The organism is Dyadobacter sp. HNCC25DJ185, assembly GCF_056895195.1.
The window spans coordinates 471,775-497,028 of the sequence record NZ_JBXHAR010000003.1; the positions used below are offsets into that span (position 1 = coordinate 471,775).

Below are 25,254 nucleotides of genomic sequence, written 5' to 3' on the forward strand. Positions count from 1 at the left end.
GAAACGATTCTGGAACACCCTGCATAAACAAAATGTTCCAGTTATCAAATTATTTATTCACTTTCCAGTTCTTCTCGTTGTTTTCCAACCAGCGCCCAACCAAAAACGCCGAACCTAAGAGGACAACGTAAAAAGCGATCATTATAATGGTCATTGTCATAGAAATATTCAATTAGTATCTGACTTGATGAGGGCAAAAATAACTAAAAAATGCCGATGCGTGACTTTTCAATTTAAAAAATTAAAGAACTCCTTTTGTAGAGGGCATAAAATCAAGTGCCTTCAAATCTCTCTTAACCGCCATTTTGATTGCTTTGGCAAACGCTTTGAAAATTGATTCAATTTTATGATGCTCGTTTTGGCCCTCAACTTTGATGTTCAGATTGGATAACGAGGTATCTGAGAACGACTTAAAAAAATGAAAAAACATTTCAGTAGGCATTTCGCCGATTTTTTCCCTTTTGAATTCGGCATCCCAGACGATCCATGGACGTCCCGAAAAATCAATGGCGACCTGTGCCAAAGCTTCGTCCATGGGAAGTAAAAAGCCATATCTGCTGATTCCCCTTTTGTCGCCTATTGCTTGACGGTAGGCTTCTCCAAGTGCAAGTGCTGTATCTTCAATCGTATGGTGTTCATCAATGTGCAGATCTCCTGCAACATGAATGGAAAGGTCAGCTCCCGAATGTCTCGCAAGCTGGTCCAGCATATGATCGAAAAAGCCAAGGCCTGTGTGAATAGCAGACCTTCCACTTCCATCCAGATTTAGGTCTATTTTGATCTGGGTTTCTTTGGTATTCCTTTCAACCGACGCGGTTCTGGAAGGCAGTTTCAAGTGTTCATAAATGGCATCCCAATCGCTGGAAATCAACGCTGTCGTAGCATTCATCTGCTCAGAAACTCCAGTTTCGGGAAATGCATTGGCAATCAAAATGGCTTTCGCTCCCAGATTTATAGCCAATTGAACATCTGTTAAACGATCTCCGATTACATAGCTATTTGCCAAATCGTAGTCAGTGGAGAAATAGGAGGTCAGCATGCCAATCCCTGGCTTGCGGGTTGGCAGATTGTCCTCGGGGAAGCTTCGATCGACGTATATTTCCGCAAAATGAATGTTTTCCCCTGCCAGGGTCGCAAGCATCTTATTTTGAGCGGGCCAAAAAGTTGTTTCAGGAAAAGAATCTGTTCCTAATCCGTCCTGATTGGTTACCATAACGAGTTCATAGTCTGTTTCTTCGGCAATCCTGCGAAGATTGGAAATGGCTTTTGGCAGAAATTCCAGCTTTTCCAGAGAGTCAACCTGAAAGTCGGTCTTGGGTTCAACAATGATCGTTCCGTCACGATCGATAAACAGGACTTTTTTCATTAATTATGATTAGAGATTTAGCGCAATCTGAGTGCGGCGATGTCTTCGCCTATCCGTACAAAGTTCGCAAACTATATCAAATTGGAAAGCAATAGTGTGCCAAACATACCCGAAAGACCCGCTTTATTGCATTCAAGAGTAGTGAACATATCGTAACTTTGTTTTTCAAAATTGTAATTAAGCATGTTTACAGGAATAGTTGAATCAATTGGAGAGATTGTCACTATGGAAGTTGAGGGAACCAATAAAACTTTTACCCTTCGCTCGTCTCTCGCCAGGGAGCTTAAAATTGATCAAAGCGTTAATCACAACGGCGTTTGTCTGACAGTTGTAGCCGTTGAAGAGGATACATACAAAGTGACGGCTATCGAGGAAACCTTATCGAAGACAAACCTTGGCTTATTGGGGCCACAAAATAAAGTGAACCTTGAACGCTGCATGCTGGCCAATGGCAGGTTTGATGGTCATATTGTTCAGGGACATGTGGATCAGACGGGTATTTGCACCGGGATAACAGAACGTGAGGGCAGTTGGTTATTTGACTTCGAATATGATCCGTCAACGGGCAATATCACAGTTGAAAAAGGTTCCATATGTATTAATGGGGTAAGCCTTACCGTTTTTAACTCCGAAAGCAATGCATTCAGAGTAGCGATTATACCTTATACTTACTCATTTACCAATTTTCATTCCTTGAGAGCGGGAGATTCAGTTAATCTGGAATTCGATATCTTAGGTAAATACATCAAAAGAATTCTTGGCTCATATCGCGTATAGTATATTGGCTTCTTGGAATATTACGTTTATTTTTACCCGTTTATAAATTTCGCGTATCAGTACATTCATGGCCAAAATAAGTACACAGTCCCGGAAGGATCTCTTCATACATATCGGAATAATCGTCTCACTGCTTTTAGTACTTTTTCTGGGGTTCTTTTTTGTTTATCTCCCTTTTACCACTAATCATGGGGAGGCGATTACCGTGCCCGATCTTAAAAAGAAAAATGTAGAGGACCTGGAAGATTTTCTGGGGGAGCGAGACTTGCGATATGAAGTTGACTGTACTTTTGTAACGAACGCGCCGCCATTAACGATCATTTCACAGTACCCCTTGCCGGGCTCCAAAGTAAAGGAGGGCAGAAAAATATACGTTACGGTGGTATCCCGCACAGCCCCTTTGATTAAAATGCCAAAGCTGACGGATATGACACACCGTAGCGCCCAAATGCTGCTCAAAAGTGTCGGATTGGAGGAGGGAAATATATCTTATGTTCCCGATATGGCCCAGAATGCCGTGCTAAGACAGTTGTACAATGGGAAAGAGATTCTGCCCGGGCAAGCAATAGCGAAGGGATCGAAAATAGACCTCGAACTTGGTGAAGGTCTGGGAACGGCTCAGTTTGAAGCCCCTTCGGTAGTTGGAATGCCTTTGGATGAAGCCAAAATTGCTATTATTGGGGCGGGCCTGAAAGTAGGCCAGCAAATGGAGGTACCGGCGGAAGAGGGTCAGGCACCTGGCTCAGTTGTGAGGCAAAACCCTGATGCGGGCAATAATGTCAGGATCGGGGATGTAATTGATCTTTGGGTAACGCCGCAAGCAGTTGAACCAAGTGGGAATGAAAGTATTCAACCAGAACAGTAATTTTTTCTTCATCGGCAATAGATTTCTACTGATCACCTGTATACTGACTTTGATTCAGTGTGTGCCTCTTCTTGCGCAGCTCAGGATAGTACCGCTGGAGATGGAAATAAAGTCCATTGGTGCACAGGATGACCAAGGTTTATTAAGAACTGGCGCGTCGGTAAATTTGCCTTTTTTTGATGATTTTGCCACCACAAAAACCTCTTCACCCAGTAGTACTTATTGGGTGCCGGGCAGCGGAGTTTACATCAACAATACCCTTACCACTTCGCATCCTTCTGTTAATGTCGCAACTTTCGACGGGCTCAACGCAAGTGGGATACCGTATAGTCTAGTAAACCCGCTCACACAGAATTTTACCGACACGCTCACTTCACAGCCTGTCAACCTAGCCGGGAGAACAGCAGCCGACTCCGTTTATTTAAGTTTTTACTGGATGGCTAAGGGCTTGGGCGAACTGCCCGATTCAAGCGATTTCCTGCGGCTTGAATTTTTTAGCAAAACCGCCGGTTGGGTAACGATTTGGAACCAGTTAGGATATGAGGTGGATACCTTATTTCACCAGCAGTTCATTGCAATTACCGATCCCGGTTTTTTTCATGATGCGTTTCAATTCAGGTTCAGGTCATACGGCAGAAACACAGGAGCGTATGATACCTGGCATCTGGATTATGTTTACCTCAATGCGAAAAGATCTGTCAAGCAACCTTATCTTTTTGATGTGTCCATCAGGAAGCCTATCTCGCCATTCCTTAGGAAATATACTGCGATGCCGCTCAGGCACTACATGGTTAACCCCATTGCAGCAACGGCGGATTCGGCCAGAACTGATGTGGTTAACCATTTTAATAATTTTAACATTCTTACCAGCACTCTGACAATTACGGATGAACAGCGAGGAGCTGAGTTTTTGCGAGCCGTTCAACGGTCTATTTATGTGGAATCGCTCAAATCGAAATCTTTGTCGGCAAAGCTTGCACCTCTGTCGCTGGGCGCTGCATCAGATAGCGTTCATTTGCTCGCTAAATTTTTCGTTGTGACGACAGACACGATTCCCGGTGTTAATTTGAAAAATAATGACACAATCTATTCCAGGGTTGCGTTGAGTGATTACTTCGCATATGACGATGGCAGCGCAGAGTATGGGGTTCAAGTGAATCAAAAGCTTGGCAGAGTTGGCATCCAATACGTGCTTTCCAAGCCTGATACCATTAGTGGAGTACGTATTGCAATGGTGCCGTTCAATAAGGATATCTCCGGGCAAAGCTTTACAATTCAGATCTTCAACAATAAAAATGGAAAGCCTAGCCAAATGATAGCTCAACGATCTGTGGCAGTACGTTATCCTGCCAGCCGCAATGAGTTTATCGACTATCCCTTCAGTAATCCGGTAGCAGTTCCAGATACATTTTACGTGGGTTGGCTGCAGATCAATGAACAGCCTGTAACGGTGGGTTTTGATCGGAACTCGGTGCTGGGGAAAAATGCGATTTTTTATAATCTTGGCACTGAATGGGCGAAAGAGACTTCACTGAATGGCAGCATTATGTTAAGGCCATATCTCGGTAAAAAGGCCCAAAGTATTGTAACTGGTAATGATCCAGGACCTGAGATTGAAGAATATTTTTATCCTAATCCTAACAGGGGTACAATCTATTGGAGAAACCAGTCAATGAAGAGGATAGATATCTTTACAAATCAGGGGAACATTGTCCAGACTGTTATTCCGAAAGTTGCAGAGCGCTCGGCAGCGGTTAACCACTTGGCTGACGGGATATATATATTGAGGGGTTCGGACGGGAAACGAACTTTTACCCAAAAGATGTTATTTTTCAAACAGGATTAATTTTTATCAAAATTTACAAACCATGGATATTACCGTCGAAGAATTAAGAGAACGCCTGGATAAAGGAGAGGAATTGCATTTTTATGACGTTCGTGAGGAGCACGAATATGAGGAAGATAATCTGGGTGCTATCTTAATACCTCTCGGTGACCTTCCTGATCATCTGGAAGAGCTTGAACCGCTGAAAGATGAGGAAATAATCATTCATTGCCGTTCAGGCGCGAGAAGCGGCAAGGCAGCAAAATTCTTGGAATCGCAGGGCTTTACAAATGTGAGAAATGTTTTGGGCGGAATCCTTGCCTACAGAGAATTAGAGGATTAAGTTACCTGGTAGCTTGCATACATCATTTAGATCCTGTCCTGAACATAGGACAGGATTTTACTGTATTCTGTGGGGTTGAACCATTCGAAATTTCCCTGATGCCGGAACCAGGTTAATTGCCTTTTCGCATAGCGCCTGGTATTTTGCTTTAAAAGGCGCACCATTTCCTCTTCACTATACAGTCCATCTAGAAAACCATACACTTCTTTGTACCCTACGGTCTGAAGAGCATGATGTGACCTGTACGCAATTAGATTTTTGGCTTCTTCCACCAATCCATCGGCCAGCATTCGTTCCATTCTGGCGTCAACACGGTCATATAGTTCCTTTCTGTCGCGTTCTATAGCGATGCAGATGGTATTAAAAGGTCTCTCCTGTGTTTCTCTGCGCTGATATTGACTAATGGGAATTCCGGTAGTTAGATAGACTTCGAGTGCACGCAAAACACGTTGGGGATTGAGTATTTCCTTGGTCGTAGCAAAAGAAGAGTCGACAATGCTAACCTCTTTTTGCAATGCGGAAAGCCCCTCATCAAAAAGCCGCTGCGTCAGGAACTCGCGGAGACCGGGTAATGGGGCAGGAAGATCGTCCAAACCGTTAAGTACAGCCTTGATGTAAAGCCCTGAACCGCCCGCCATTACAATCTGATCATACTTTTGAAACAGGGAGTCAAGCAAGCGTAACACGTCTCGTTCAAAATCTCCCGCACTGTAATTCTCGTTGATTGAATGAGAATTGATAAAGTGGTGGAAAACCTGCATTAATTCGAACTCGCTGGGCTTCGCGGTTCCTATCTGCAATTCTCTAAAAAATTGGCGGGAATCGGCGGAAATAATCTCGGTGTTTAGGTTTTTGGCAAGTTGTATGGCTAGTTCTGTCTTACCCACTGCAGTAGGTCCGGCAACTACAATAAGGTGCTTATTATTGCCTTTTGATATTCCCATCTTTTGTGTTATTTCTGGATTGCAAAAATAGTTATGACAACTGTCAAGAGACTGCCTAATCTTTGGATGGCAGGAGGATTAATAATTTTTTTTGCATAATTTATGCGTTAAACGTCGATTTGCTCGTCATTTTGAATTTTGCATGCGTATTAGCTCTTACAAGTTCTTTCTAATTCACAATTTAAACGTTAACAGTTATGTTCAAGAAATTATTACTTTTTGCCTGGGTGGGATTGATGATTGCATTGGTAAGCAACTGTAAGGGACCTCAGGGAGATGTCGGACCGAAGGGTGATACAGGGGCTACGGGGGCTACCGGGCCTGCAGGAGCGGACGGCGAGGATGGTACAAGTGGAGGTGGAGCATATATTATATCTTCCGGGGCTGACAAAACGGATTCGACGGGAGGTTATATTACCGGTATAGCCAATCTTTCAGCAGAAGAAGACAGTATTTTGCAATCATCCGCAGTTTTGGTTTATATAAAGGCGCAAGGTGTTTATTGGCCTTTGCCAGGATTGGTCGTTTTCTCGGCAGATGCTGCCAGCGAATTCACTTTTGTGCACGGAATACAAGACGCTACTTTTTTTGTGGAATTGTTTCAAAGAGGCTGGTCTGAGACTGGGGATAATCCACCTGCAAGAAACTTTGAAGACGTTCGTGTCGTAATTATACCCGGCACAGTATTAGGAGGGCGCTTGGACGCCGAGATTCTTAAAAGCTACGAGAAAACGATTGCTGCACTTGGATTGACTGAAAGTGATGTCAGGATAGGGGGTAAGCTCAAATTGAAATTGTCGAAACATTGAGTAAATCCAGGCACATAAAAAAGAGGTTGTATTTGATGATACAACCTCTTTTTTATGTGCCTGGATTGAAAGAAACTAGTATTCCCAGAGACCGTGTTCAAGTTCCATTAACTCCTGCTCATAATTCAGAGATTTGATCAGTGCTTCTTTCTCGCCACTATAAATATCCAAAAATGCTTTGTCGCTTGCATTGGAAAACTTGGTAATCCTTCCGTAAAATAAGCGAAGGTCGAACGCGTCAGCCAGGTTTTTATTTTGGGCAGTATTGTGGGTATTATACCATATGTATTTTTTCGGGTCGCTTCTGAATAACCTTTCCACATCCTTATATCTGAATGACGCTACCGGTAGTTCTAGCCCCGTAGCGGTCTGCTCAGAAGGAAGAATTATTGAAAGAGTTTGAATATCATTATACAAGCGGGATCTTTTCTTATCAAAAGTCCAGTCTTCTTTAATTTCTAGAATGCTAAGTTGCTCAGGGAAATATTCTTCGTCTGATGCGGCAACTTGGGTATCAAAAGAAGATTCTACTTTCGGAGGCTCAACTACTGGTGCTTCCTCTTTTACGACCTCGTTTTTTGTGCCTTTTTTAGCGGTCTTCTTTTTAGGAGGCCCCCATCCATCATCTTCAACAATCTCCTCTTTTTTGGAACCCTTTTTGGTTACCGCGTCACTTGTTGCAGATGTTTGTTTTGACGCGTCAGTTTTAGATTTTGCACCCCATCCGTCGTCAGTTTTTGCAGTTTCTCCGAAACCAGCAGCAATTTCCTCAGCCGAAAGGCCCGCTGTCTGATTCGGAATAAGAATTCGCTTATGAAGCTCATCCGATGTAATCTTGGTAGCGCATGAGTCATTGGTATAAGCGTCGATCAAACCAGCTTTTGCTGCTTCGAGTAAGTAGCGCGTGATTTCATTGTTTTTGGAGAACATCGAAATGTTTTGTTTCTCCTTTAAGTCGACCCGTCTCCAAAGCGTTCTTTTCATCATCACGTCACCGTCGGGGATTGGACGGGACGAGAATTGGTTTGCCGTAGAATCTTCTTTTTCCTGAGCAAAGGCAGCACCTGTTCCAAGTGACAAGGTTAACAAAGACCATGCGATCGTTTTTCCGTTCATTCTTCTCATATCATACATAAAGTTGTATTGTCCAATCAACGACTAAAATTGATTTATTAGTATAGCGTCACTTGTCTGAATTGGTTACCCATCTCAACTTCGTTCACAGCGCCCTTGAAATTCTGCCGCTCTACTTTTAAAATCGTAATGACGTAGCGATCACCAGGTTGTGCCTGTTGCGCCAATGAAGAGATCGATCCTCCTCCGCCATTCAGGGTAACACCGTTAATACGTCTGTTTCCTCTTGCCAAAGAAATTTCAACTTCTGCAACGCGGAACTTGGCATCCTCTGGAGAAAAATTCTTGAAGCTTTCATCCGGGACAGCAATCACCTGAATACTACGCGTTCCACTAGCGGGAGCACCTCTTCTTTCGTCGAAAACAGCTCCGTTAACACGGACTTCAAGCGAAGGTTTCGGAACTTTATTAACCCGGAAGGGTTCTGAACCCAAAACGTTACCCGCGTTGCTTACTGTAATATTCAACTGAGCTCGGTTAGGAACGATAGTGAATTTCCCTTTCTGTCCACTCGGAATAATTTCACCCCCGTCTGTGGAAAAGCTAGGAGCCCAAAGCGGTCCTAACGCAGGGCTCTGTATGCTCAGCTTATTCGCACAACCCAGATACAAAGGAGGAAGCGTTCCCGTCTCGATCTGATAGGACGGCTTCACAACAAAATATTCCTGAGTCAATTTATATGTTGTGTCTTTTCCCGATGGAGTTGGGATAGTTATATAGCCTTGTAGTTCTTTCTTAGCGACCCCCTCTGCGTTATAGCCCCCGCCTTGCGCGGTAAATTCAATGATACCTACGCCGTTTTCCACTTTAATAGGAGCGCCGTTCAGACTCATTTTAGGAGTAATACCTGACGCTGACGCTGCAATAAACATCTGGCCTTTGAATTTTGTACCGGCTACAACGGTTTTTGCGTCGGCGCTTACCATTGCCAGCACGCGGTCAAACTTAATATCCGCAGCTCCAACTTTACTAGCAAGATAATTTAATACCTCACCTTCCATTCGGCGAATATCTGTTTGCTTCTGGCTAAGTACAGCAAGAGCGGCCGCAACAGGCGTCGATTCGAAATTTAACTCGGCAAAATCCTTATTACGTTGTTCTTTATTACCTTTTACAACAGGGTCCTCTCTACCGTCAAGTGCCAAAAGCTGGAATTTGTTTGGGGAAAGTTCGTTTAATTGAGATGTATAGGCATTCAATTTTTGTTTTAGCTTGTAGGCTTCACCATTTTTTCCAACGCCAATCATCATCTCGGCAACTTTTGCTTCCTCCTGGGGATTCTTGATGCCGCCTTCTTCATTTAAACCTCCGCCAGCTTTGTTGATGACTTCTTGCTTTAGTGCATTGATTTCATTGGTAATATCTGCAGAAAATTTCCTAACCTCGTCTGCCTGCTTAATTACGGCAACATCCGCGGCGCGGTTACCAGATTTTTCAACTGCGGCCTTAATTTTAAGGACGGTTTCCTGGTTAATTTTATCTGCTGCTCCGGAGGATAGTTCCAAAGAATTGTTCAGAAGAATGAATTTTTCTATAATGGCTGAACTTACCTGCAATGCCAACATCGCGGTAAGTACCAGATACATCATTCCAATCATCTTTTGACGGGGTGTTTCTTTTCCACCTGCCATATTGTTTCCGTAGTCGGTTTTCTGTGATTAAATAATTTAAGGGGGTGTCTCTATGCGTTTCCTCCACGCATGGCAGTAAGCATGTTACCATAGATACCATTCAAAGACGAAATGTTAGTTGTCAACTTGGACATCTCACTTTTGAATATCTGCGACTCTTTTGTAGCATCTGCCATGTTTTCCATAGCAGCGGTAAGGTTGCCATAGAAAGCGTTCATAGCCTTAAGATGTTTGGTCGTATCCTGAAGTTCCAATTCATAGACAGCGTTTAAAGCGCCCATGTTTTTAGTAATCTGCTGGAACTGATCGCGGTATGATTGTGCATCTTTTGTAGCATCGGCCATAGAACTCATTGCGCTGATAGCAACACCGTATGATTTGTTCATGTCGTTTATTGCAGTCGAAGCATTCTTAACATTTTTCGCATAATCATTTGTAGCGACAGTAGCGTCTGTTAAGTCTGATATCTTACCCACTGTTTCAGACAGATTCCTAAAGCCTTTACCAAGACTATCAAAAATCTCAGGTGAGATTTTTGCGTTATCCAACATGTTGTCAAGCTTTGCAGTGATATTGCTGCTTTGCGTTGAACCACGGGTAATGGAGGGACCGTTGTAATCATCTGCAAGTTCCGGGTAAACACGCGTCCAATCTGGTTCTTTGTCAGAGCTTTGAGTTAATGTTTGAAGAGCATATAATAAGAAAATCAACACTTCAGTGCCTAGACCAGCCGTCAGCAGAGGTCCTCCAAAATCCCAGTGTTGAATTTTTGCCAAGGCTCCTAAAATTACAACGGCAGCACCCGCGCTATATATTGTTGGTACTAGTTTATCCCAAAAATAATTAGGTCCGCTATTCTTAGCCATACGAATTGAAATCGGTTACAGTGAAAAATTAAAGATTAATAGATGTTATTTGATTTGAGGAGATCGTAAAAAAGAAGCAGAGTAAAAACGCTGCTTCTTTTTTACATTGAGAAAATGTCTAGCGGCGACGAGCGCGGGCTCCACCACGGTCATTTACGTTATCCATTACGCAACGGAAGCCAATAAATGCGCGGCGTTCGGTTTCGTACTCAAAAGTACGGGTGCCTGTCTGAAGATAATAGGCAATGTCCTTCCAGGATCCACCCTTAACCACTTTGCGGGGTTCATCTGGATTATTATATTGGGGGTTCATATCCCAAACGATCGCTGTCGCATTGTCCGTGTAAGCATCAGATGTCCATTCGGCAACGTTTCCAGCCATGTTGTATAGTCCGAAATCATTCGGGTTGTAAGCATTCGCTGGGCCGGTATATGGATATCCGTCGGCATCATAATTTCCTCTCTGCGGTTTAAAGTTGGCCAAAAAGCAACCTTTCGCATTCATTGTATATGGATTTCCCCAAGGATATTTAGCGACTGCACGACCACCTCTGGCCGCCCATTCCCATTCAGCTTCTGTAGGAAGACGGAAACCTGTTGAATTAAACTGGCCTTCCTTATTTTGATAGTCGTGTAGTAAATTAGTGCGCCATTTTGAAAAGTATTCAGCTCCTAACCAACTGACTCCTACAACGGGATATGTATCAAACCCAGGATGTTGGTAATAGTATTCTACGAAAGGATCTCCATTGGAATAGGCAAAATCTTTTTTCCAGACAGTTGTATCTGGATAGTACTTTGACATAATTTCTTCTTCGCCTAAAACGGAAACGGAATCAACCAAAAGGGCATTTACGAACTGACGGTATTCATTGTTTGTAATCTCAGTATCATCCATAAAGAAAGAACTGATCGTAACACGCCGGTTCATGTTGTTCATAGAAGAGGCAATGTCTTCGTCCGCCTGGCCCATGACAAAAGAACCAGAAGGTATAACCACCATACCCGCAGGAGTTGTTTGTTTAAATCCCTTCCGGGCGGTTGCTGTAATTTCTCCGTTTGAAATACCGCTTTCTTCTTTTCCTCCCTTGCCAAACTTACTCTTAATAAATCCGCAACTCTGCATGAGCATAAGAGCGGCTATCAAAAGCAGACTTTTGACTCCATCCCGATAGAACACTTTCACATTCATAGTGGTTTTGTAAAATTTGAGTAATAAAATGTTAGCCTAAAAACGACGACCAATGATATATATTATGCTTTAAAAAAAACTAAAAATCAATCTGAAACAGGGGTGATTCGCAACGATCCGCACTAAATTTTCTATCGGATCAGTTACTAAATCAAATATTTATCGACTTAACGTAAGAAAAAGTGAAATGGTATGAGCGCCGATTGTTTTACAAATATAAATTAAAGTTTCGCAAACTGGTTCAGGTCAGTTACCTTCTGGTTTACAAAAAAGACTTCTTATCAACCCAGGTTAGCTCATTTTGAATAATTTCAATATTTAATATCAATATGGTTTGGTGGCCCTTTCGTATTCTAGAATCTGAAACGCGGGGTTCGGATGATTGTCTTTTTACCAAATTTGGGAGAGGGAAGAGCATACGAAAGCATTACTTCAAAAGATGATGGTGCTTTGGAACGGTTACCTCCTAATACTAAGTCATACGCTCCGGAAAGGCGAAGAGATTGATCACTCAGGAGATACACTCCCCCCATTATAATAAAGTAAGTGTCCTGTTGTCTGTAAGTGCCCCCTATCCAGTAGCGTTTACCATATGTTATGGTAGCACCTCCTTCCACGGAAATCGTGCTTATGTCAGATTTGACGAGTACAATGGGCTGTATATCAAGTAAATACCCTAACTCAATATTAACCCCAGCATTAAAATAAAGTGTTCTTGGTAATGGATTTGTGCCGGTTTCTGATCCGAGCTGATATTTAGGTTTTAGAAAATGATTTAAGGAAATCCCTGCGTAAAATGTCTCATTCTCGTAACGAGCGCCGACGGAGAAGTCAGGATTGATCTCTGATATGACCCCGGTCTGAATCAATGGATCGTCCGGATCCCTTGCGCGGAGTTTACCGTAGTCTATGGCCTGACGAAACAGGCCTGCACTGGCTCCAAGCTGAAAGTTTCCACCCCCGAAAGGTATGTGATAGGCAGCGGAGATCTTAAAATCCTGATCCGTTCTTGGGCCGCTTTTGTCATTTAACGCATAAAAACCAATCCCGAAGTTCTTGATTGGCATGCTGAATGAAAATAATTGGGTTGAAAGGGCTCCTCCTGTATCATCCAGGTTAGTGCCTTGGTAGCCTGCATATTGGGTCCTGTGAGTCAGTTGAAATTTGGTTAACCCATCGGCGCCCGCGGAAGCTGGATTGAGGTAAAGCTGATTTAGGGAAAATAAACTGAATTGAGCGTCTTTCTGAGCAACTGCACTAAACGAGGTTAACAGCAAAATGGCGGACAGCCGGATATATTTAACACTTCTAATAGTAAACGTCGAAGTCATGCCACTGGGTTAGTTAAAGGAACTTGCCGATAGTTTGCGGATTTTATTCATAACGCATATTGCTTAAAAAAATTGACAAAAGCATGAAAAAGCCCTGGAAAATTTCCGGGGCTTTTTCATGCTTTCTTTAGTTAAATATTGTTCGCTTTACGAATGTAGAGATCCAGCGCGCCGGTCATGGAAGGTGCATTAGGTAGCGGTGCCTGGATATCAAGGATGAGCCCTGCATCTTCTACAGCTTTCGCCGTGGTGGGGCCGAAAGCGGCAAGCCTTGTAGAGTTCTGCTTGAAGTCGGGAAAGTTGTCAAAAAGTGACTTAATCCCGGAAGGACTGAAAAACGCAATAATATCGTAATAAACGTCCTCAAGATCAGAGAGATTTGCTGACACGGTCTGATACATAGTGGCTTCGGTGAAATGAAATTCCTCTGTGTCCGCAAATTCAGGTATGTCGTTTTTTCTGACATCCGAACAAGGGTATAGAAATTTTTCCTTTTTGTGCTTACGCATCAGCTCGATCAGTTCGGCAGCAGTTTTTGTGCCTGTGAAGATTTTCCTCTTGCGAATCACAATGTATTTCTGTAAATAATTCGCAGTTTGTTCTGAAATACAGAAATATTTCATCGTCGGAGGAACCTCAATCCTGCCCTCGTTACAGATCCGGAAAAAATGATCGATGGCATTGCGGCTGGTAAATATGACCGCAGTGTGGTCTAAGATGTTGATTTTTTGCTTTCTGAAATCTTTGTAAGAGATGCCGTCGACTTGTATGAAAGGGCGAAAATCAACTTTAATATTGTACTTCCTTGCCAATTCATAGTAGGGTGAATTCTCGTCGGCTGGTCTGGATTGACTTACTAGAAGACTGGTTACCTTTTTAAGTCTGTCCTGATCAAAATTGATGGTATCACTCATGTATAATCCTCAATTAGTTTATTCCCGATATCTTTATTCTGAATTACAATGCAAATTTCATACTAACAATAAGCGGGATTATTTCAATGACGCAAAGGTAAGAAAATAAATAGAGATTAATCAAAGAGCCGGAAGGCCTGGTCACGACATATAGCCCTATGAAACGGGCAAGGTAGAAGAAAAGGAAGGGGAATAGGATGTATGGTCTTACAGCACCGATCCAGTTGACTTGGTTGAAGCTGAGCGTGAAAATAAGAAGGAAGATAGCCGCATAAAATAGATAGGATGATTGTACTATTTTGATAAAGATGGTGTCGACCTGTTTTTCTAGATTTAGCATGTTTCCGGCAAGGACCATACAAATGTACTTAACGTACACAAGTATAAAAAAGATAGCGGTTAGGATTAAAAAATCACCTAAAACCAACAATGTAGACGATTGTTCCGATAAAATAGTGCTGAGAGAAAATAGGTTAAGCTTATTTGTAGAAAGAAAAACAGCTGTAAAGCTCATCAGCATGGAACAGATGATTACAAAGAAAATAATCGTATTGCTGTAAGGCTTATTGATTTTCGAGAGTTGATCTCTGGGGTCGCTGTTAAAAAACTCAATTGGATTTATCAAACGTATAAAAGAAAGCGGATTGAGGTTGAAAACCCACGCGTTGAGTATAAGTATGATGATCAATGTCAATGCGGCAAAGTTACCGAAGGGTGAAAATAGAATTGGTTTGATATTGATAAAATTGGGTCGGGTAGAACTGAGCAGGGTTGACTGATTTTGCCCCTTTTTATTACAAAGCAAAACCGTTTTATCCCCAATTCCGGGGTTTCCATAGATAGTGAGTAACAATTCATCAGTCTTATAAATTTTGTAGAGGCTATCAACGCTCAGTTCTTGCCATTGATTCGGATTTATCTTGTTTTGTAAAGCACCCTCTAAAAACAGATAACTTTCAGTTTCGACGCGAATTAATAAGGCGTATTTTCTATTCTTGATCGGATCAAGATACAGACTTACAAACCTGGAGCTTTCGTTAATTCCCTGAGAGAAAGGTACATAGTTTCTGTACTGGGTGCTATACACTAGCCAATCGTTCTGATAATTGTAAATTGGAAAAAACCTCCCTGGAGGTGTAGGCGTGGTTGCACTCTGCGCAGTTTCCCCTGAAAGCATTAATGCAATGAAAAAAGCCCAAAAGGAAGCTGCTGATATGGACTTCATTTGTATGAAAAAGGGCGGAGTTTCCTCAGCCCTCAAATTTATTTTATTCAAATAGGGTTATTTTCTTCCAAGGGCTAGAAGCATTGTCTCGCCAATTAACGCAGGAGACTCTGCAACAAATATTCCTGACTCCTTCATAATCCTGATTTTTGCTTCCGCGGTATCGTCAGCACCACCAATAATCGCGCCCGCATGACCCATACGACGTCCCTTTGGAGCAGTCTGGCCAGCGATAAAACCTACCACCGGCTTTTTATTTCCAGTCGATTTCACATAATGAGCTGCCTCTGCTTCCATACTTCCGCCAATTTCACCAATCATTACGATTGCTTCGGTTTCGGGATCGTTCATCAATAGTTCTACCGCTTCTTTGGTTGTGGTACCAATAATTGGATCTCCTCCGATACCAATCGCAGTGGTCTGGCCCAACCCGGCGCGGGTCAACTGATCTACTGCTTCGTAAGTGAGCGTGCCTGATTTAGAAACCAGACCCACTGTTCCTTTTTTGAAAATAAAGCCTGGCATGATACCGACCTTACACTCCTCGGCCGTGATCACTCCCGGACAGTTTGGGCCGATCAAACGGCAATTTTTACCCTTCAAATATTCTTTCGCCTGCATCATGTCCTTGGTAGGGATTCCTTCGGTGATACATACGATAACGCGGATACCAGCATCGGCAGATTCCATGATTGCGTCAGCGGCAAATGCGGGCGGAACAAAAATGATCGACACATCGGCTCCGGTAGCGCGCACTGCAAGGTCAACTGTATTAAAAACAGGTCTTTCCAAATGAGAAAGTCCACCTTTACCAGGAGTTACACCACCAACAACGTTTGTGCCATATTCAATCATCTGCTGGGCATGAAAGGACCCTTCCGAACCGGTAAATCCCTGAACTATAATCTTAGAATTTTTATTGACTAAAACGCTCATGTTGGTAAATCAGTTTTTTTGGTAAAAGTAGAACGAAAAGCACGAAGTAGCAAAATGTAGCCAGATTTTGTAAATTGCTTTTTTGATAATTTGACGTGTGTTTATGGATATTCTTCGCAATCCACATATATTTTCAAACCTCGTTTTAAGTTTCACCAGTTTATTCATTTTTGCTAGATATTTTAAGCAGCAAGCCACTGTTAACAGATGGCTTTGGGGGATTTTTCTGTTTAGTATCGCGCTGGTTTCGCTAACCGACTTGCTTCTCTACGCGGGTATTGAACGATTGGAAGAAGCGCATGAAATGATGGTCGCCGGTGAAATGACCCTAGGGGCGATGTGCCTGGTATCGGCTTCATGGTGCCTAATCATGCGGTATAACGGCGGCACTTTCTTGCTATCCTCTACAGTGGCATTGGGCTTGCTTTTGTTTTATTGCATCACCTGGTTCCGCGTCGAATATGTAGGGCTAATCATCAAGTCTCTGTGTATTCTGGTCACGCTCCTGATTTCGTGCGTGGGTCTGGCGAGTAAGCAAAAAAGCGCGCTCTGGGTTGTTTTTTCCATGATGCTGCTCGCTTTGTCTACCAAATCGGGTAAGTTGCCTATCCCCATGGACCCAGTTGACATCAATCATTATATGATGGCCCTTGCGATTGTTTGCGTAGGCAGGGCGGTACGCGATCAGTACAAAATCTTGTTCTGAGATTTAGTTTTCAAACAATTGTTAATGAATTGCTTTTTTAAAATGTCGTGTCGTAAATTGCACCGGTTAATTTTAAATAAACAAGTTTACTAATACTCAGAATATGAAAAGGACCAAGTATGGCGTAATGCTTCTTGCCTCAATTTTGGCTTTCGGAGCTGTTACTATGAACCCTGTCGAAGCTAAAATATCTCCTGCAAACAAAATTGCAAGTGATGTGAAACAAGCGAAGACCATCGTGATCAAAGGCAGCGATGCAATGCAGTTCGACCTGAAAGAAATAAAAGTAAAGGCAGGGCAGAAAGTGAAGCTTACTTTGACGCACTCAGGCAAGCTGGCGAAAACCGCAATGGGACACAACTGGGTTCTTTTGAAACCAGGTGTTGACATTGCTGCTTTCGGATCTAAGGCAGCCGCGGCCAGAGAAACGGAATATATTCCTAAATCAGAAGAAGCTAATATCATCGCACATACCAAACTTGTTGGTGGTGGGGAAAGCGATACAATTGAATTTACTGCCCCCGCAAAAGGTACGTATACATTTATCTGCAGTTTCCCAGGTCACTATGCCCTGATGAAAGGTAGCTTCATAGTAGAATAAGATTCAGGTATAAACAAAAATAGGCGTCGTATACCCCCGACGCCTATTTTTGTTTATACAAATCAGATATCAGCCAACTGTTTGTCAATCAGGTCCATTACCTCGGGGCGGTCCCATTTGGATGCACCGATTTCCTGGGTAAGTATTCTCCCTTTATAAATGATGTAAGTCCTTGGAATTGCGTTTCCATCCAGCGCGGGAGGATAGGGCCCGGCGTACTGATAGAATGGCAGCGTGTAGCCCTTCCTTTCAACAAACGGGGTCACAGTTTCAGCATTTTCATCCGAAATAATATAAAAGGCTATTTTTTTCTCGTTTTTATATTTGTCGTACAGCGCTTGAATACCAGGCATTTCCATGTTGCAAGGCCCGCACCAGGTCGCCCACACATTGACAAAAATCAATTTTTCCTGATCCATTGCCACCGATTTTCCTTCCAGGTCTTGTAGTGAGGACAGATATAACGAGGAGACGCCCTCAGTCGGCTCCACTTCAGCAATTTTGACTTCTGCACCAGTTTTAAAGAAGGAAAGGTAGATAGCCGCCAGTCCAACCAGGACCAGGACGATCAATAGTATTTTCTTCGAAGTAGAATTCATAAAGCAACTGCGATAGGTGAGAAATATATTGGAAATGATCGGGTAATACCGCAAGGTAACCATATTCCGAGTAAAGATTTCTAAATAGCAGGCTCGGAAAATAGCGCTTTTCTTTTTTTGATGCTACGTCGGAATTTGAATACTTTTATACATTAATTGTAAAAAATATTTGATTTGAGGAAAAGGTTTACATTCATGAAAATTCTATTTTTTGGCATTTCTTCCCTTATTGCGTTCATTCTCCCAAACCACACTTTTGCCCAACGCTCCGCAGCAGAATTTTTTGAAGAAGGAAACACCAAAGCAGGCACTGGTGACTTCAATGGAGCAATGCAGGCCTATACCACGGTTATCTCAATGAACCCGGACCATGCGCCAAGTTACTTTAACCGCGGGCTTGCGAAAGCCAACTTAAAAGACCATCGAGGTGCGATACTGGATTATGACAAAGCGATTGAGCTGAATTCCAGGGAAGCTATGTATTACCAAAGCAGGGGGGTCAGCAAGAGTATGCAGGAAGATTACCGTTCTGCAATTGAAGATTACTCTAAAGCAATTGAATTGAAGCCGGATGAACCGAAAGGCTACTATAACCGGGGCGTCAGCTACGCGAAGTTAAAGAACCATCGTAGCGCATTGGTAGACCTGGACCATGCACTTTCCATCAATCCAGACGAGCTTGCCGCTCTTTATGCAAGAGGAAATTGCAAACAGGATTTGCAGGAATATGCGGGTAGTCTGGCCGATTTTACCAGAGTAATTGAGTTAAGTCCTAAGAGGACGGGTGCTTATGCAGGCAGAGGATTGGCTAAACTGGAATTGGGCGATTACCAGGGTGCTGCGGCAGACTTTACCAGGGCCATCGAGTTAAGTCCCAATGACAGCGAGTACTATAGCAACAGAGGTTTTGCCAAAAATAAAGTAGAGGACTATGCAGGAGCAATTATTGACTTCGATAAAACAATTCAGTTAAATCCTGAGGACTACCGCGCCTATTATGGCCGGGGCTTCTCGAAAGGCAAGCTCAATGATCCGAGAGGGGCAATTGCAGATCTTTCGAAAGCTATTGAATTGAAAAATACCTATGTGGGGGATCCCAAAAAAATCGCTTACAATGGGAAAATAAACCGTGAAAAACTGGATGAGTTAAGAGATCAGGTGCACGATCATATTAAAATTGAAAATCTTACTAACGAGCGGGCAGAAGCATATTTTATCCGGGGGATTAGCAAATCTAAGGTAGGGGAGATAAAAGGAGCTATACAAGATCTGACAACGGCTGTCGAATTGAACCCCACTTATTCTGACGCCTATTTTTCGCGCGCAATGATCAGATCGGCTAGTGGTGACCAAATGGGTGCCGTACTGGATTTCAGCAGCTCTATAAAGCTACGGTCGGACTACCCGGAAGCATACTATTTGCGTGGGATTCTAAAAAACAGTCTGGGAGAAGTGAATGATGGCTGTCTGGATCTTAGCAAAGCCGGAGAACTGGGTTATCAGCAGGCTTATAAAGTAATCAGCATTTACTGTAACTAGGGTTCACTAGCATAAGAAACGGGATAGGAAGACTCTTCCTATCCCGTTTCTTATGCTGCTGTGATACTACGCCTTTTTTAAGTTTTCAGCGACTTTGTCCCAATTGACGACGTCCCAAAAGGCTTTGATATAATCCGGACGTTTGTTTTGGTAATGCAGATAATATGCATGTTCCCAAACGTCCAAAGCCAATACAGGGGTGCCTTTAAAATCAGAAATATCCATTAATGGATTATCCTGATTTGGGGTAGAGCCTACTGCCAGCTTTCCTCCCTTAGCAACCAACCAGGCCCAACCCGATCCGAAACGGGTAGTGGCAGCTTTTGTAAATTCCTCTTTAAATTTATCAAATGACCCAAATTGCCCATTGATCGCGTCAGCAACGGCACCGGTAGGGGCCATGCTCTTTTTTGGGCCCATCACTTCCCAGAAAAACGTGTGGTTCCAATGTCCTCCTCCGTTGTTACGGATCGCTACCGGTGCTTTGCCGACAGACTTAATGATATCATCAAGAGATTTTTTCTCGAACTCCGTGCCCTTAACTGCGTCGTTGAGATTTTTTACATAGGTAGCATGATGTTTGCCATAGTGAATTTCCATGGTCATTTTGTCGATGCTTGGCTCCAATGCCCCAAAGTCATAAAGAAGGGGTGCCTGTTTAAAAGGGGCCATTTCTGCGTTTAATCCGCCGCTTGGCGATGCTGCGAAAGTTTGTTCAGCCAATGCTCCGACGGCAAATGTGCTACCGGCTAACGTTTTCAAAAAATCTGTTCTATTCATAACCGTGATTATAAGTATTGTTAATCAGTCATAAGCCACCCGGCTTACGATGCTCCGCCCCAGCGTGATTTCGTCGGCATATTCAAGATCGCCCCCGATAGGGACGCCGCGGGCGATTGTACTCATTTTTACTCCTGTGGATTTTAACTTTTTCTGAAGATAAAATGCAGTCGTATCCCCTTCCATAGTTGGACTTAGTGCAAGAATGACCTCACAGACAGGCTCTACTGTTCTTTGATCTTCGACTCTTGCAACCAGGGAGTCGATCTGCAAATCGGCAGGCCCAATGCCTTCTAAGGGAGAAATGATCCCCCCAAGAACATGATAAAGGCCTTTGTATTGATTGGTAGACTCAATGGCGAGTACGTCGCGTGTATCAACTACTACGCAAATGATCGACTGATCGCGTTTTGGATTTGTGCAAATATTACAAAGCTTGTCGTCAGCGATGTTATGGCATTTCACGCAATAGGTCGTTTTGGTACGCATATTCACCAATGCTTCCGAAAGAGAGCGGGTTTGCTCTTCCTCTCTCTTCAGCAAATGTAATGCCAAACGTAAAGCTGTTTTTTTACCAATTCCCGGGAGGCGGGAAATTTCACCAACGGCATCCTCAATAAGGCGTGAGGGATAATTCATGGGATGGCCAGGTGGTTTAGTGAATCTCTGCAGAGATGCCCCTTCTGCAGATTTCGTTGCGCATGCCCGCCAGTTCATCAAAAGCCCCTTCTTTCACAGCGCACTTTCCTTTGTAATGAATAATGATGGTACACTGCTCCGCCTGTTCATTGGAGTGACCGCAAACTTCAATCAAAGTGTCGATAACCCAGTCAAAAGTATTAATGTCGTCATTATAGATGATGAGCTTTTTGATATCGGTATCAACCGTCTTGTCCAGAATTTCTACTTCCGTATCTGTAAGCGCTTGCATAACAACCAAATTTCTGTTTGATTAGCAAATCTAATTAAAAACGCAGATGATTAGAAGTTTTAAGTGCCTTTTAATCCGCTTCTCCATCCATTCTAATACCCACTTTTGATGAATCCATACATTTCGCTGCTTATCCTGATCGTCTATTTTGGAATGCTGATTACGGTTTCCATTTACACTTCCAGGGGAGCAGATACCAATACTTTTTTTACCGCAAATCGGCAATCACCATGGTATCTCGTTGCGTTTGGAATGATTGGGACCTCACTGTCTGGAGTGACATTTGTATCAGTGCCCGGAGCGGTAGTTAATATTCAGTTTTCTTACTTCCAGGTTGTTATAGGGTATATACTGGGATATTTAGTGATTGGTACTGTGCTCATGCCACTCTATTACAGACTTAACCTGATATCAATATATTCTTATCTCGAACAACGATTTGGGTTTTGGTCGTATAAAACCGGATCAGGTTTCTTCCTGCTTTCGCGGACTATCGGCTCCGCGGTCAGACTATATGTGGCGGCCCAGGTTCTGCAGCTCGCATTGTTCAAGCCGCTCGGTATACCGTTCGAAGTTGCCGTGGCCATCACGATATTCCTGATATGGATCTATACTTTCAAAGGTGGGGTCAAAACCATTATTGTTACAGATACTTTACAGACGTTTTTTCTGATCACAGCAGTTATCCTCACAATTGTTCTTGTATCTAATGAACTGCATTTGAACGGTATCGGAGATATCTGGGACAGGGTTCAAACCAGTGGATACTCCAAGATTTTCTATTGGGATACCAACGACCCTAAAAACTTCTTCAAACAGTTTTTTGCCGGGGTTTTCATTGCTATTGTGATGACGGGGCTCGATCAGGATCTCATGCAGAAGAACCTGACCTGTAAGAACATCGGAGAGGCGCAGAAGAATATGTTCTGGTTTACGGTGGTGCTGGTCATGGTTAACTTTTTGTTCCTTTCACTTGGCGCCTTGCTTTACGTATATGCAGAAGCGCAGGGTATCCCGGTGACGGCCAAAACGGATGATTTTTACCCCATGCTGGCGCTCAATCACCTGGGATTAGTGGTTGGGATTACCTTCCTCCTGGGGATTACTGCGGCTACTTATGCCAGCTCCGATTCGGCATTGACCGCATTGACAACTGCGTTCTGTATCGATTTTATGAATATTGAGAACAGGCCGGAAGAAAGCAGGTCCTCCATCAAGTTTTGGGTACATATTGGATTTTCAGTTGTTTTTTACCTGGTTATATTGATTTTCAATCGATTAAATAGCAAAGAAGTCATAACTGCAGTGTTTGATCTTGCAGGCTACACTTACGGGCCACTGCTTGGATTGTTCTCCTACGGTGCTTTTTTGAAAAGACCTGTCAAAGACCGTTGGGTGCCGCTTGTTTGCATACTTGCTCCCATATGCACCTATGTCATCAACGACCATTCTGCCGAGTGGTTCAATGGTTACAAATTTGGCTTTGAGAGATTGATTATCAACGGATTGATTACATTTATCGGACTTTGGCTCCTATACGATCGCAAATCAAAACCTTACTTGCCTTCCAAATAATCTTTCTCCTTTTGAGGTAAACAATTTTCTGGCTTTTGGTTACAAATTTTGTGATTTTGTTCTTTTTTTAGTTCAAAAAAATATTAACTTTATAATAAATAATACCTTCCGGTATCGATGGATGTTGTCTTAAAAGATTGGGTTCAGTTAATTATTTAACAGACTAAACTTTTATAATATGAAAACAATGTCAGTCATTTTACTAGCGCTTATCCTGTGTTCTTCCTGCACGGATAAGGCCAAAGAGGAGGAGGAAGAAACCCGCGCAGCAGATCTTGAATACGAAAAGAAAGCCATTAACACTGTGATCGAGAACGAAACCAAATCATTTTTCGCAAGGGATTATAATGCCTGGAAATCGAACTACGCCCAAACTGATTACGCATTCCAGGCATGGAGTAATAACGATGGTACCTTCGACTCAAATGTTGGCTGGGATGACATCAACAAACAAATCGGGAAATATATCGTGGACAACCCCGAGCCTGTTTCCAGTCACCCCATAGTGGAACGGAAAAACATGAAATACAAGTTCTTTGATGACAATGTGGCCTATCTTACCTGGGATCAATTTAACAGCGACAAAAAGGAGAAAAATTTCCATCATAGCAAAGAAGTAAGGTTGATGGAAAAGATAAACGGGGAATGGAAAATTGTTTGCGTATCCGCTTTTTGGGACTATAAACACCTGATCCCAGCCAGCAGGCTGCCCATGATCCAGAAGATTGCCAACGAAAGCAGGGGCAAGAACAAGATCTGACGGGACTTCAGATTTAAACCGTTCGGTTTTAAGTACAAATGTTCGCTTCTGAACATTACCGAACACAGAGCTTATTTCATTTAAAATTGTTCGAAAATAATGTAATATCCTCTTTGTCAGTAATTTGTATCATGCATGTGTCAGCCGTGAGTTGTTTGAAACCGGATCTGGCACATGCTTTTTTATGTAGAGATCAACCATGCAAGACGCATGGGAGATAACTATAAACATAATAGCCATGAAAATTTCAAACGTTTCAAACCTGTTCTGCGCATTGGCGCTCACTTTGTCCCTTGCTTCATTTACAACGGACAAAAAGAAAAATGAAGAAAAAGCTGCTCCTGAAGCGGTGGTTTTTGATGCTGCCCTGTACAAAGTCGCACAAACCAACAAGGTGAAGCTTTCGGTAGACAAAAATGCCAGTGATAAATTGAGAGTTATTCTTCGGGATAAAGGAGGGAAAATCTATTATTCAGAGGTCTTCAATCAAAAAGACGCAAAGTACCGCAGAGTTTTTGACCTGGAAGAGATGACCGACGGAACATACTATTTTGAGTTGTTCAACAAGAAGAACAAGCTGGTAAAGGAAGTTCAGATTCACAGCACCAGCGAAAAGCTGATTTCATTGCAATAGGGGTCCACCATGAATGCAAAATCCCGGCCGCTGGTCGGGATTTTTTTGCTATAACAACTCTTTTTCCGGATCCCAAAAGCGCTCCTTCCAGTCTTGTATCCTGTCATTTTTTACAACTATACCTTCGCTTTCAAGGCGGTCCTGCATGGTGGTTGGCGTTTCAAATAGGTGCCTGGCTGTTAGTATTCCCTGGCTGTTAACAACTCTATGCGCAGGCAGCTCTTTCTGGTTATATCCGTTGCCCATCGCCCAGCCAACGAGCCTGGCTCCACGTTTCTTACCGAGATAAGCTGCAATTGCCCCGTAGGAAGTCGCCCTCCCTTTAGGCACCTGGCGCACTACATCATAGACATCGTTGAAAAATTCATTCCCCTTTTTCATTCCCTGCAGATCTGGCGGCCTGGCGCTCATTGATTTCTTCGGTCAGTTGGTCGTACCAATGCGGGCCGTAAGCACGAATAAGAGGTTCTTTGAGAAATTTATAAACCGGAACACCCAGCTCCTTGCCGAAGCCGCAAGCCGGACTGCAAATATCCCACCGATCGTAATTGAGGGCGTGATATTGCTCGTACTTAGTTACCCTTATCGGGTACAAATGGCATGAAATCGGTTTTTTGTAACTGATTTTTCCGTCTAAATAAGCAGCTTCAATGCCGCATTTCAGAATTCCTTTCTGATCATAGATAGCATAGGCGCATTCGCGGCCTTTGATGATCGGCGTTACGTAGTCGCCGTCCCAGTCTTTGGTAAATGTTCCCTCCGAAGCGATCACTGCTTTTCCTTCGGCTGAAAGGTATGGCTCAACGAATGGGTAAATTTCATCAAGGATCGGAAGTTCTTCTGCATCTAGCGGAGCACCAGAGTCTCCCTCTACGCAGCAGGCGCCTTTGCATTTGTCCAGGTTGCAAACGAAGAATTGGTCTTCTATATCGTCGCTAATGCATGTGTTGTCGATGAGAATCATAAATTGC

The 25,254-nt window shown here is 43.1% G+C and carries 27 protein-coding genes; 11 read left to right on the top strand and 16 right to left on the bottom strand.

Annotated features, from left to right (window positions below; all coding sequences use genetic code 11):
- Window positions 1-241: 241 nt before the first annotated feature.
- The gene (gene hisB / locus AC1XUF_RS10560; RefSeq protein ID WP_483341748.1) at window positions 242-1,366 is read right to left on the bottom strand and encodes a bifunctional histidinol-phosphatase/imidazoleglycerol-phosphate dehydratase HisB; all 1,125 of its coding nucleotides are present in this window, start codon (window positions 1,364-1,366) and stop codon (window positions 242-244) included.
- Between the two features lie 183 nt (window positions 1,367-1,549).
- On the opposite strand from hisB, the gene AC1XUF_RS10565 reads away from it, so the two are divergent.
- The 4 genes from AC1XUF_RS10565 (at window position 1,550) to AC1XUF_RS10580 (ending at window position 5,176) form a co-directional block, all read left to right on the top strand.
- Complete coding sequence (locus tag AC1XUF_RS10565) at window positions 1,550-2,143, top strand: riboflavin synthase (protein ID WP_483341749.1); 594 nt, start codon at window positions 1,550-1,552, stop codon at window positions 2,141-2,143.
- Window positions 2,144-2,210: 67 nt separating this feature from the next.
- Entirely contained in the window at window positions 2,211-3,008 is a 798-nt protein-coding gene (locus AC1XUF_RS10570; protein WP_483341750.1) for a PASTA domain-containing protein, read from the top strand.
- Window positions 2,983-4,854 carry a T9SS type A sorting domain-containing protein gene (locus AC1XUF_RS10575; RefSeq protein WP_483341751.1) on the top strand — a complete coding sequence of 624 codons (1,872 nt, stop codon included), beginning with the start codon at window positions 2,983-2,985 and terminating at the stop codon, window positions 4,852-4,854. The genes AC1XUF_RS10570 and AC1XUF_RS10575 overlap by 26 nt, the downstream gene beginning before the upstream one ends.
- A gap of 22 nt (window positions 4,855-4,876) precedes the next feature.
- Window positions 4,877-5,176, top strand: a complete 300-nt coding sequence (locus AC1XUF_RS10580; protein ID WP_483341752.1) for a rhodanese-like domain-containing protein — start codon at window positions 4,877-4,879, stop codon at window positions 5,174-5,176.
- A 26-nt stretch (window positions 5,177-5,202) separates the two neighbouring features.
- Here AC1XUF_RS10580 and miaA read toward each other — a convergent pair whose 3' ends face one another.
- A complete protein-coding gene (miaA, locus tag AC1XUF_RS10585) occupies window positions 5,203-6,120 on the bottom strand; it encodes a tRNA (adenosine(37)-N6)-dimethylallyltransferase MiaA (RefSeq protein WP_483341753.1) in 918 nt (305 codons plus the stop codon).
- Window positions 6,121-6,317: 197 nt separating this feature from the next.
- Between miaA and AC1XUF_RS10590 the strand changes: the two genes are divergently transcribed.
- Window positions 6,318-6,929 carry a collagen-like triple helix repeat-containing protein gene (locus AC1XUF_RS10590; RefSeq protein WP_483341754.1) on the top strand — a complete coding sequence of 204 codons (612 nt, stop codon included), beginning with the start codon at window positions 6,318-6,320 and terminating at the stop codon, window positions 6,927-6,929.
- Between the two features lie 75 nt (window positions 6,930-7,004).
- On the opposite strand, the gene porN is transcribed toward AC1XUF_RS10590, so the two are convergent.
- From porN to sucD, 8 genes are all read right to left on the bottom strand, one after another.
- Window positions 7,005-8,063, bottom strand: a complete 1,059-nt coding sequence (gene porN, locus AC1XUF_RS10595; protein WP_483341755.1) for a type IX secretion system ring subunit PorN/GldN — start codon at window positions 8,061-8,063, stop codon at window positions 7,005-7,007.
- 38 nt (window positions 8,064-8,101) lie between these two features.
- Window positions 8,102-9,694 (bottom strand): type IX secretion system motor protein PorM/GldM, encoded by a 1,593-nt coding sequence (porM, locus tag AC1XUF_RS10600; RefSeq protein ID WP_483341756.1) that lies wholly within the window; start codon window positions 9,692-9,694, stop codon window positions 8,102-8,104.
- A 50-nt stretch (window positions 9,695-9,744) separates the two neighbouring features.
- Complete coding sequence (porL, locus tag AC1XUF_RS10605) at window positions 9,745-10,560, bottom strand: type IX secretion system motor protein PorL/GldL (RefSeq protein WP_483341757.1); 816 nt, start codon at window positions 10,558-10,560, stop codon at window positions 9,745-9,747.
- Between the two features lie 118 nt (window positions 10,561-10,678).
- Window positions 10,679-11,752, bottom strand: a complete 1,074-nt coding sequence (gene porK, locus AC1XUF_RS10610) for a T9SS ring complex lipoprotein PorK/GldK (RefSeq protein WP_483341758.1) — start codon at window positions 11,750-11,752, stop codon at window positions 10,679-10,681.
- Between the two features lie 353 nt (window positions 11,753-12,105).
- Window positions 12,106-13,083, bottom strand: coding sequence for a PorP/SprF family type IX secretion system membrane protein (locus AC1XUF_RS10615; protein WP_483341760.1), 978 nt, complete (start codon window positions 13,081-13,083; stop codon window positions 12,106-12,108).
- A gap of 131 nt (window positions 13,084-13,214) precedes the next feature.
- Window positions 13,215-13,997 carry a uroporphyrinogen-III synthase gene (locus AC1XUF_RS10620; protein ID WP_483341761.1) on the bottom strand — a complete coding sequence of 261 codons (783 nt, stop codon included), beginning with the start codon at window positions 13,995-13,997 and terminating at the stop codon, window positions 13,215-13,217.
- Window positions 13,998-14,040: 43 nt separating this feature from the next.
- Entirely contained in the window at window positions 14,041-15,222 is a 1,182-nt protein-coding gene (locus AC1XUF_RS10625; protein WP_483341762.1) for a DUF4271 domain-containing protein, read from the bottom strand.
- 57 nt (window positions 15,223-15,279) lie between these two features.
- A complete protein-coding gene (gene sucD / locus AC1XUF_RS10630; RefSeq protein ID WP_483341763.1) occupies window positions 15,280-16,158 on the bottom strand; it encodes a succinate--CoA ligase subunit alpha in 879 nt (292 codons plus the stop codon).
- Between the two features lie 103 nt (window positions 16,159-16,261).
- Between sucD and AC1XUF_RS10635 the strand changes: the two genes are divergently transcribed.
- On the top strand, window positions 16,262-16,864 hold the full coding sequence (locus AC1XUF_RS10635; RefSeq protein ID WP_483341764.1) for a DUF6962 family protein: 603 nt from the start codon (window positions 16,262-16,264) through the stop codon (window positions 16,862-16,864).
- A 103-nt stretch (window positions 16,865-16,967) separates the two neighbouring features.
- On the top strand, window positions 16,968-17,465 hold the full coding sequence (gene azu, locus AC1XUF_RS10640) for an azurin (protein ID WP_483341765.1): 498 nt from the start codon (window positions 16,968-16,970) through the stop codon (window positions 17,463-17,465).
- 62 nt (window positions 17,466-17,527) lie between these two features.
- Here azu and AC1XUF_RS10645 read toward each other — a convergent pair whose 3' ends face one another.
- Complete coding sequence (locus AC1XUF_RS10645; protein WP_483341766.1) at window positions 17,528-18,064, bottom strand: TlpA family protein disulfide reductase; 537 nt, start codon at window positions 18,062-18,064, stop codon at window positions 17,528-17,530.
- A 195-nt stretch (window positions 18,065-18,259) separates the two neighbouring features.
- Between AC1XUF_RS10645 and AC1XUF_RS10650 the strand changes: the two genes are divergently transcribed.
- Entirely contained in the window at window positions 18,260-19,603 is a 1,344-nt protein-coding gene (locus AC1XUF_RS10650) for a tetratricopeptide repeat protein (protein ID WP_483341767.1), read from the top strand.
- 66 nt (window positions 19,604-19,669) lie between these two features.
- Here AC1XUF_RS10650 and AC1XUF_RS10655 read toward each other — a convergent pair whose 3' ends face one another.
- The 3 genes from AC1XUF_RS10655 to AC1XUF_RS10665 are packed head-to-tail and all read right to left on the bottom strand — an operon-like array spanning window position 19,670 to window position 21,314.
- Window positions 19,670-20,383, bottom strand: coding sequence for a superoxide dismutase (locus tag AC1XUF_RS10655; RefSeq protein WP_483341768.1), 714 nt, complete (start codon window positions 20,381-20,383; stop codon window positions 19,670-19,672).
- Window positions 20,384-20,407: 24 nt separating this feature from the next.
- The gene (gene recR, locus AC1XUF_RS10660) at window positions 20,408-21,022 is read right to left on the bottom strand and encodes a recombination mediator RecR (protein WP_483341769.1); all 615 of its coding nucleotides are present in this window, start codon (window positions 21,020-21,022) and stop codon (window positions 20,408-20,410) included.
- 16 nt (window positions 21,023-21,038) lie between these two features.
- Window positions 21,039-21,314 (bottom strand): ATP-dependent Clp protease adaptor ClpS, encoded by a 276-nt coding sequence (locus AC1XUF_RS10665; RefSeq protein WP_483341770.1) that lies wholly within the window; start codon window positions 21,312-21,314, stop codon window positions 21,039-21,041.
- A 108-nt stretch (window positions 21,315-21,422) separates the two neighbouring features.
- Between AC1XUF_RS10665 and AC1XUF_RS10670 the strand changes: the two genes are divergently transcribed.
- From AC1XUF_RS10670 to AC1XUF_RS10680, 3 genes are all read left to right on the top strand, one after another.
- On the top strand, window positions 21,423-22,889 hold the full coding sequence (locus AC1XUF_RS10670) for a sodium:solute symporter (RefSeq protein ID WP_483341771.1): 1,467 nt from the start codon (window positions 21,423-21,425) through the stop codon (window positions 22,887-22,889).
- Window positions 22,890-23,067: 178 nt separating this feature from the next.
- On the top strand, window positions 23,068-23,649 hold the full coding sequence (locus tag AC1XUF_RS10675) for a hypothetical protein (RefSeq protein ID WP_483341772.1): 582 nt from the start codon (window positions 23,068-23,070) through the stop codon (window positions 23,647-23,649).
- Between the two features lie 238 nt (window positions 23,650-23,887).
- Entirely contained in the window at window positions 23,888-24,283 is a 396-nt protein-coding gene (locus tag AC1XUF_RS10680; RefSeq protein ID WP_483341773.1) for a hypothetical protein, read from the top strand.
- Between the two features lie 48 nt (window positions 24,284-24,331).
- On the opposite strand, the gene AC1XUF_RS10685 is transcribed toward AC1XUF_RS10680, so the two are convergent.
- Together AC1XUF_RS10685 and AC1XUF_RS10690 are read right to left on the bottom strand one after the other, a co-directional pair.
- Window positions 24,332-24,664 carry an MGMT family protein gene (locus tag AC1XUF_RS10685; RefSeq protein WP_483341774.1) on the bottom strand — a complete coding sequence of 111 codons (333 nt, stop codon included), beginning with the start codon at window positions 24,662-24,664 and terminating at the stop codon, window positions 24,332-24,334.
- A complete protein-coding gene (locus tag AC1XUF_RS10690; RefSeq protein ID WP_483341775.1) occupies window positions 24,648-25,247 on the bottom strand; it encodes a DUF3109 family protein in 600 nt (199 codons plus the stop codon). The genes AC1XUF_RS10685 and AC1XUF_RS10690 overlap by 17 nt, the downstream gene beginning before the upstream one ends.
- Between the last annotated feature and the right edge of the window lie 7 nt (window positions 25,248-25,254).

Excerpts from the sequence above, each read along its gene's own strand:
- hisB (WP_483341748.1), bottom strand. The coding sequence starts at position 1,366 with ATGAAAAAAGTCCTGTTTATCGATCGTGACGGAACGATCATTGTTGAA.
- AC1XUF_RS10565 (WP_483341749.1), top strand. The coding sequence starts at position 1,550 with ATGTTTACAGGAATAGTTGAATCAATTGGAGAGATTGTCACTATGGAA.
- AC1XUF_RS10570 (WP_483341750.1), top strand. The coding sequence starts at position 2,211 with ATGGCCAAAATAAGTACACAGTCCCGGAAGGATCTCTTCATACATATC.
- AC1XUF_RS10575 (WP_483341751.1), top strand. The coding sequence starts at position 2,983 with ATGAAAGTATTCAACCAGAACAGTAATTTTTTCTTCATCGGCAATAGA.
- AC1XUF_RS10580 (WP_483341752.1), top strand. The coding sequence starts at position 4,877 with ATGGATATTACCGTCGAAGAATTAAGAGAACGCCTGGATAAAGGAGAG.
- miaA (WP_483341753.1), bottom strand. The coding sequence starts at position 6,120 with ATGGGAATATCAAAAGGCAATAATAAGCACCTTATTGTAGTTGCCGGA.
- AC1XUF_RS10590 (WP_483341754.1), top strand. The coding sequence starts at position 6,318 with ATGTTCAAGAAATTATTACTTTTTGCCTGGGTGGGATTGATGATTGCA.
- porN (WP_483341755.1), bottom strand. The coding sequence starts at position 8,063 with ATGTATGATATGAGAAGAATGAACGGAAAAACGATCGCATGGTCTTTG.
- porM (WP_483341756.1), bottom strand. The coding sequence starts at position 9,694 with ATGGCAGGTGGAAAAGAAACACCCCGTCAAAAGATGATTGGAATGATG.
- porL (WP_483341757.1), bottom strand. The coding sequence starts at position 10,560 with ATGGCTAAGAATAGCGGACCTAATTATTTTTGGGATAAACTAGTACCA.
- porK (WP_483341758.1), bottom strand. The coding sequence starts at position 11,752 with ATGAATGTGAAAGTGTTCTATCGGGATGGAGTCAAAAGTCTGCTTTTG.
- AC1XUF_RS10615 (WP_483341760.1), bottom strand. The coding sequence starts at position 13,083 with ATGACTTCGACGTTTACTATTAGAAGTGTTAAATATATCCGGCTGTCC.
- AC1XUF_RS10620 (WP_483341761.1), bottom strand. The coding sequence starts at position 13,997 with ATGAGTGATACCATCAATTTTGATCAGGACAGACTTAAAAAGGTAACC.
- AC1XUF_RS10625 (WP_483341762.1), bottom strand. The coding sequence starts at position 15,222 with ATGAAGTCCATATCAGCAGCTTCCTTTTGGGCTTTTTTCATTGCATTA.
- sucD (WP_483341763.1), bottom strand. The coding sequence starts at position 16,158 with ATGAGCGTTTTAGTCAATAAAAATTCTAAGATTATAGTTCAGGGATTT.
- AC1XUF_RS10635 (WP_483341764.1), top strand. The coding sequence starts at position 16,262 with ATGGATATTCTTCGCAATCCACATATATTTTCAAACCTCGTTTTAAGT.
- azu (WP_483341765.1), top strand. The coding sequence starts at position 16,968 with ATGAAAAGGACCAAGTATGGCGTAATGCTTCTTGCCTCAATTTTGGCT.
- AC1XUF_RS10645 (WP_483341766.1), bottom strand. The coding sequence starts at position 18,064 with ATGAATTCTACTTCGAAGAAAATACTATTGATCGTCCTGGTCCTGGTT.
- AC1XUF_RS10650 (WP_483341767.1), top strand. The coding sequence starts at position 18,260 with ATGAAAATTCTATTTTTTGGCATTTCTTCCCTTATTGCGTTCATTCTC.
- AC1XUF_RS10655 (WP_483341768.1), bottom strand. The coding sequence starts at position 20,383 with ATGAATAGAACAGATTTTTTGAAAACGTTAGCCGGTAGCACATTTGCC.
- recR (WP_483341769.1), bottom strand. The coding sequence starts at position 21,022 with ATGAATTATCCCTCACGCCTTATTGAGGATGCCGTTGGTGAAATTTCC.
- AC1XUF_RS10665 (WP_483341770.1), bottom strand. The coding sequence starts at position 21,314 with ATGCAAGCGCTTACAGATACGGAAGTAGAAATTCTGGACAAGACGGTT.
- AC1XUF_RS10670 (WP_483341771.1), top strand. The coding sequence starts at position 21,423 with ATGAATCCATACATTTCGCTGCTTATCCTGATCGTCTATTTTGGAATG.
- AC1XUF_RS10675 (WP_483341772.1), top strand. The coding sequence starts at position 23,068 with ATGAAAACAATGTCAGTCATTTTACTAGCGCTTATCCTGTGTTCTTCC.
- AC1XUF_RS10680 (WP_483341773.1), top strand. The coding sequence starts at position 23,888 with ATGAAAATTTCAAACGTTTCAAACCTGTTCTGCGCATTGGCGCTCACT.
- AC1XUF_RS10685 (WP_483341774.1), bottom strand. The coding sequence starts at position 24,664 with ATGAAAAAGGGGAATGAATTTTTCAACGATGTCTATGATGTAGTGCGC.
- AC1XUF_RS10690 (WP_483341775.1), bottom strand. The coding sequence starts at position 25,247 with ATGATTCTCATCGACAACACATGCATTAGCGACGATATAGAAGACCAA.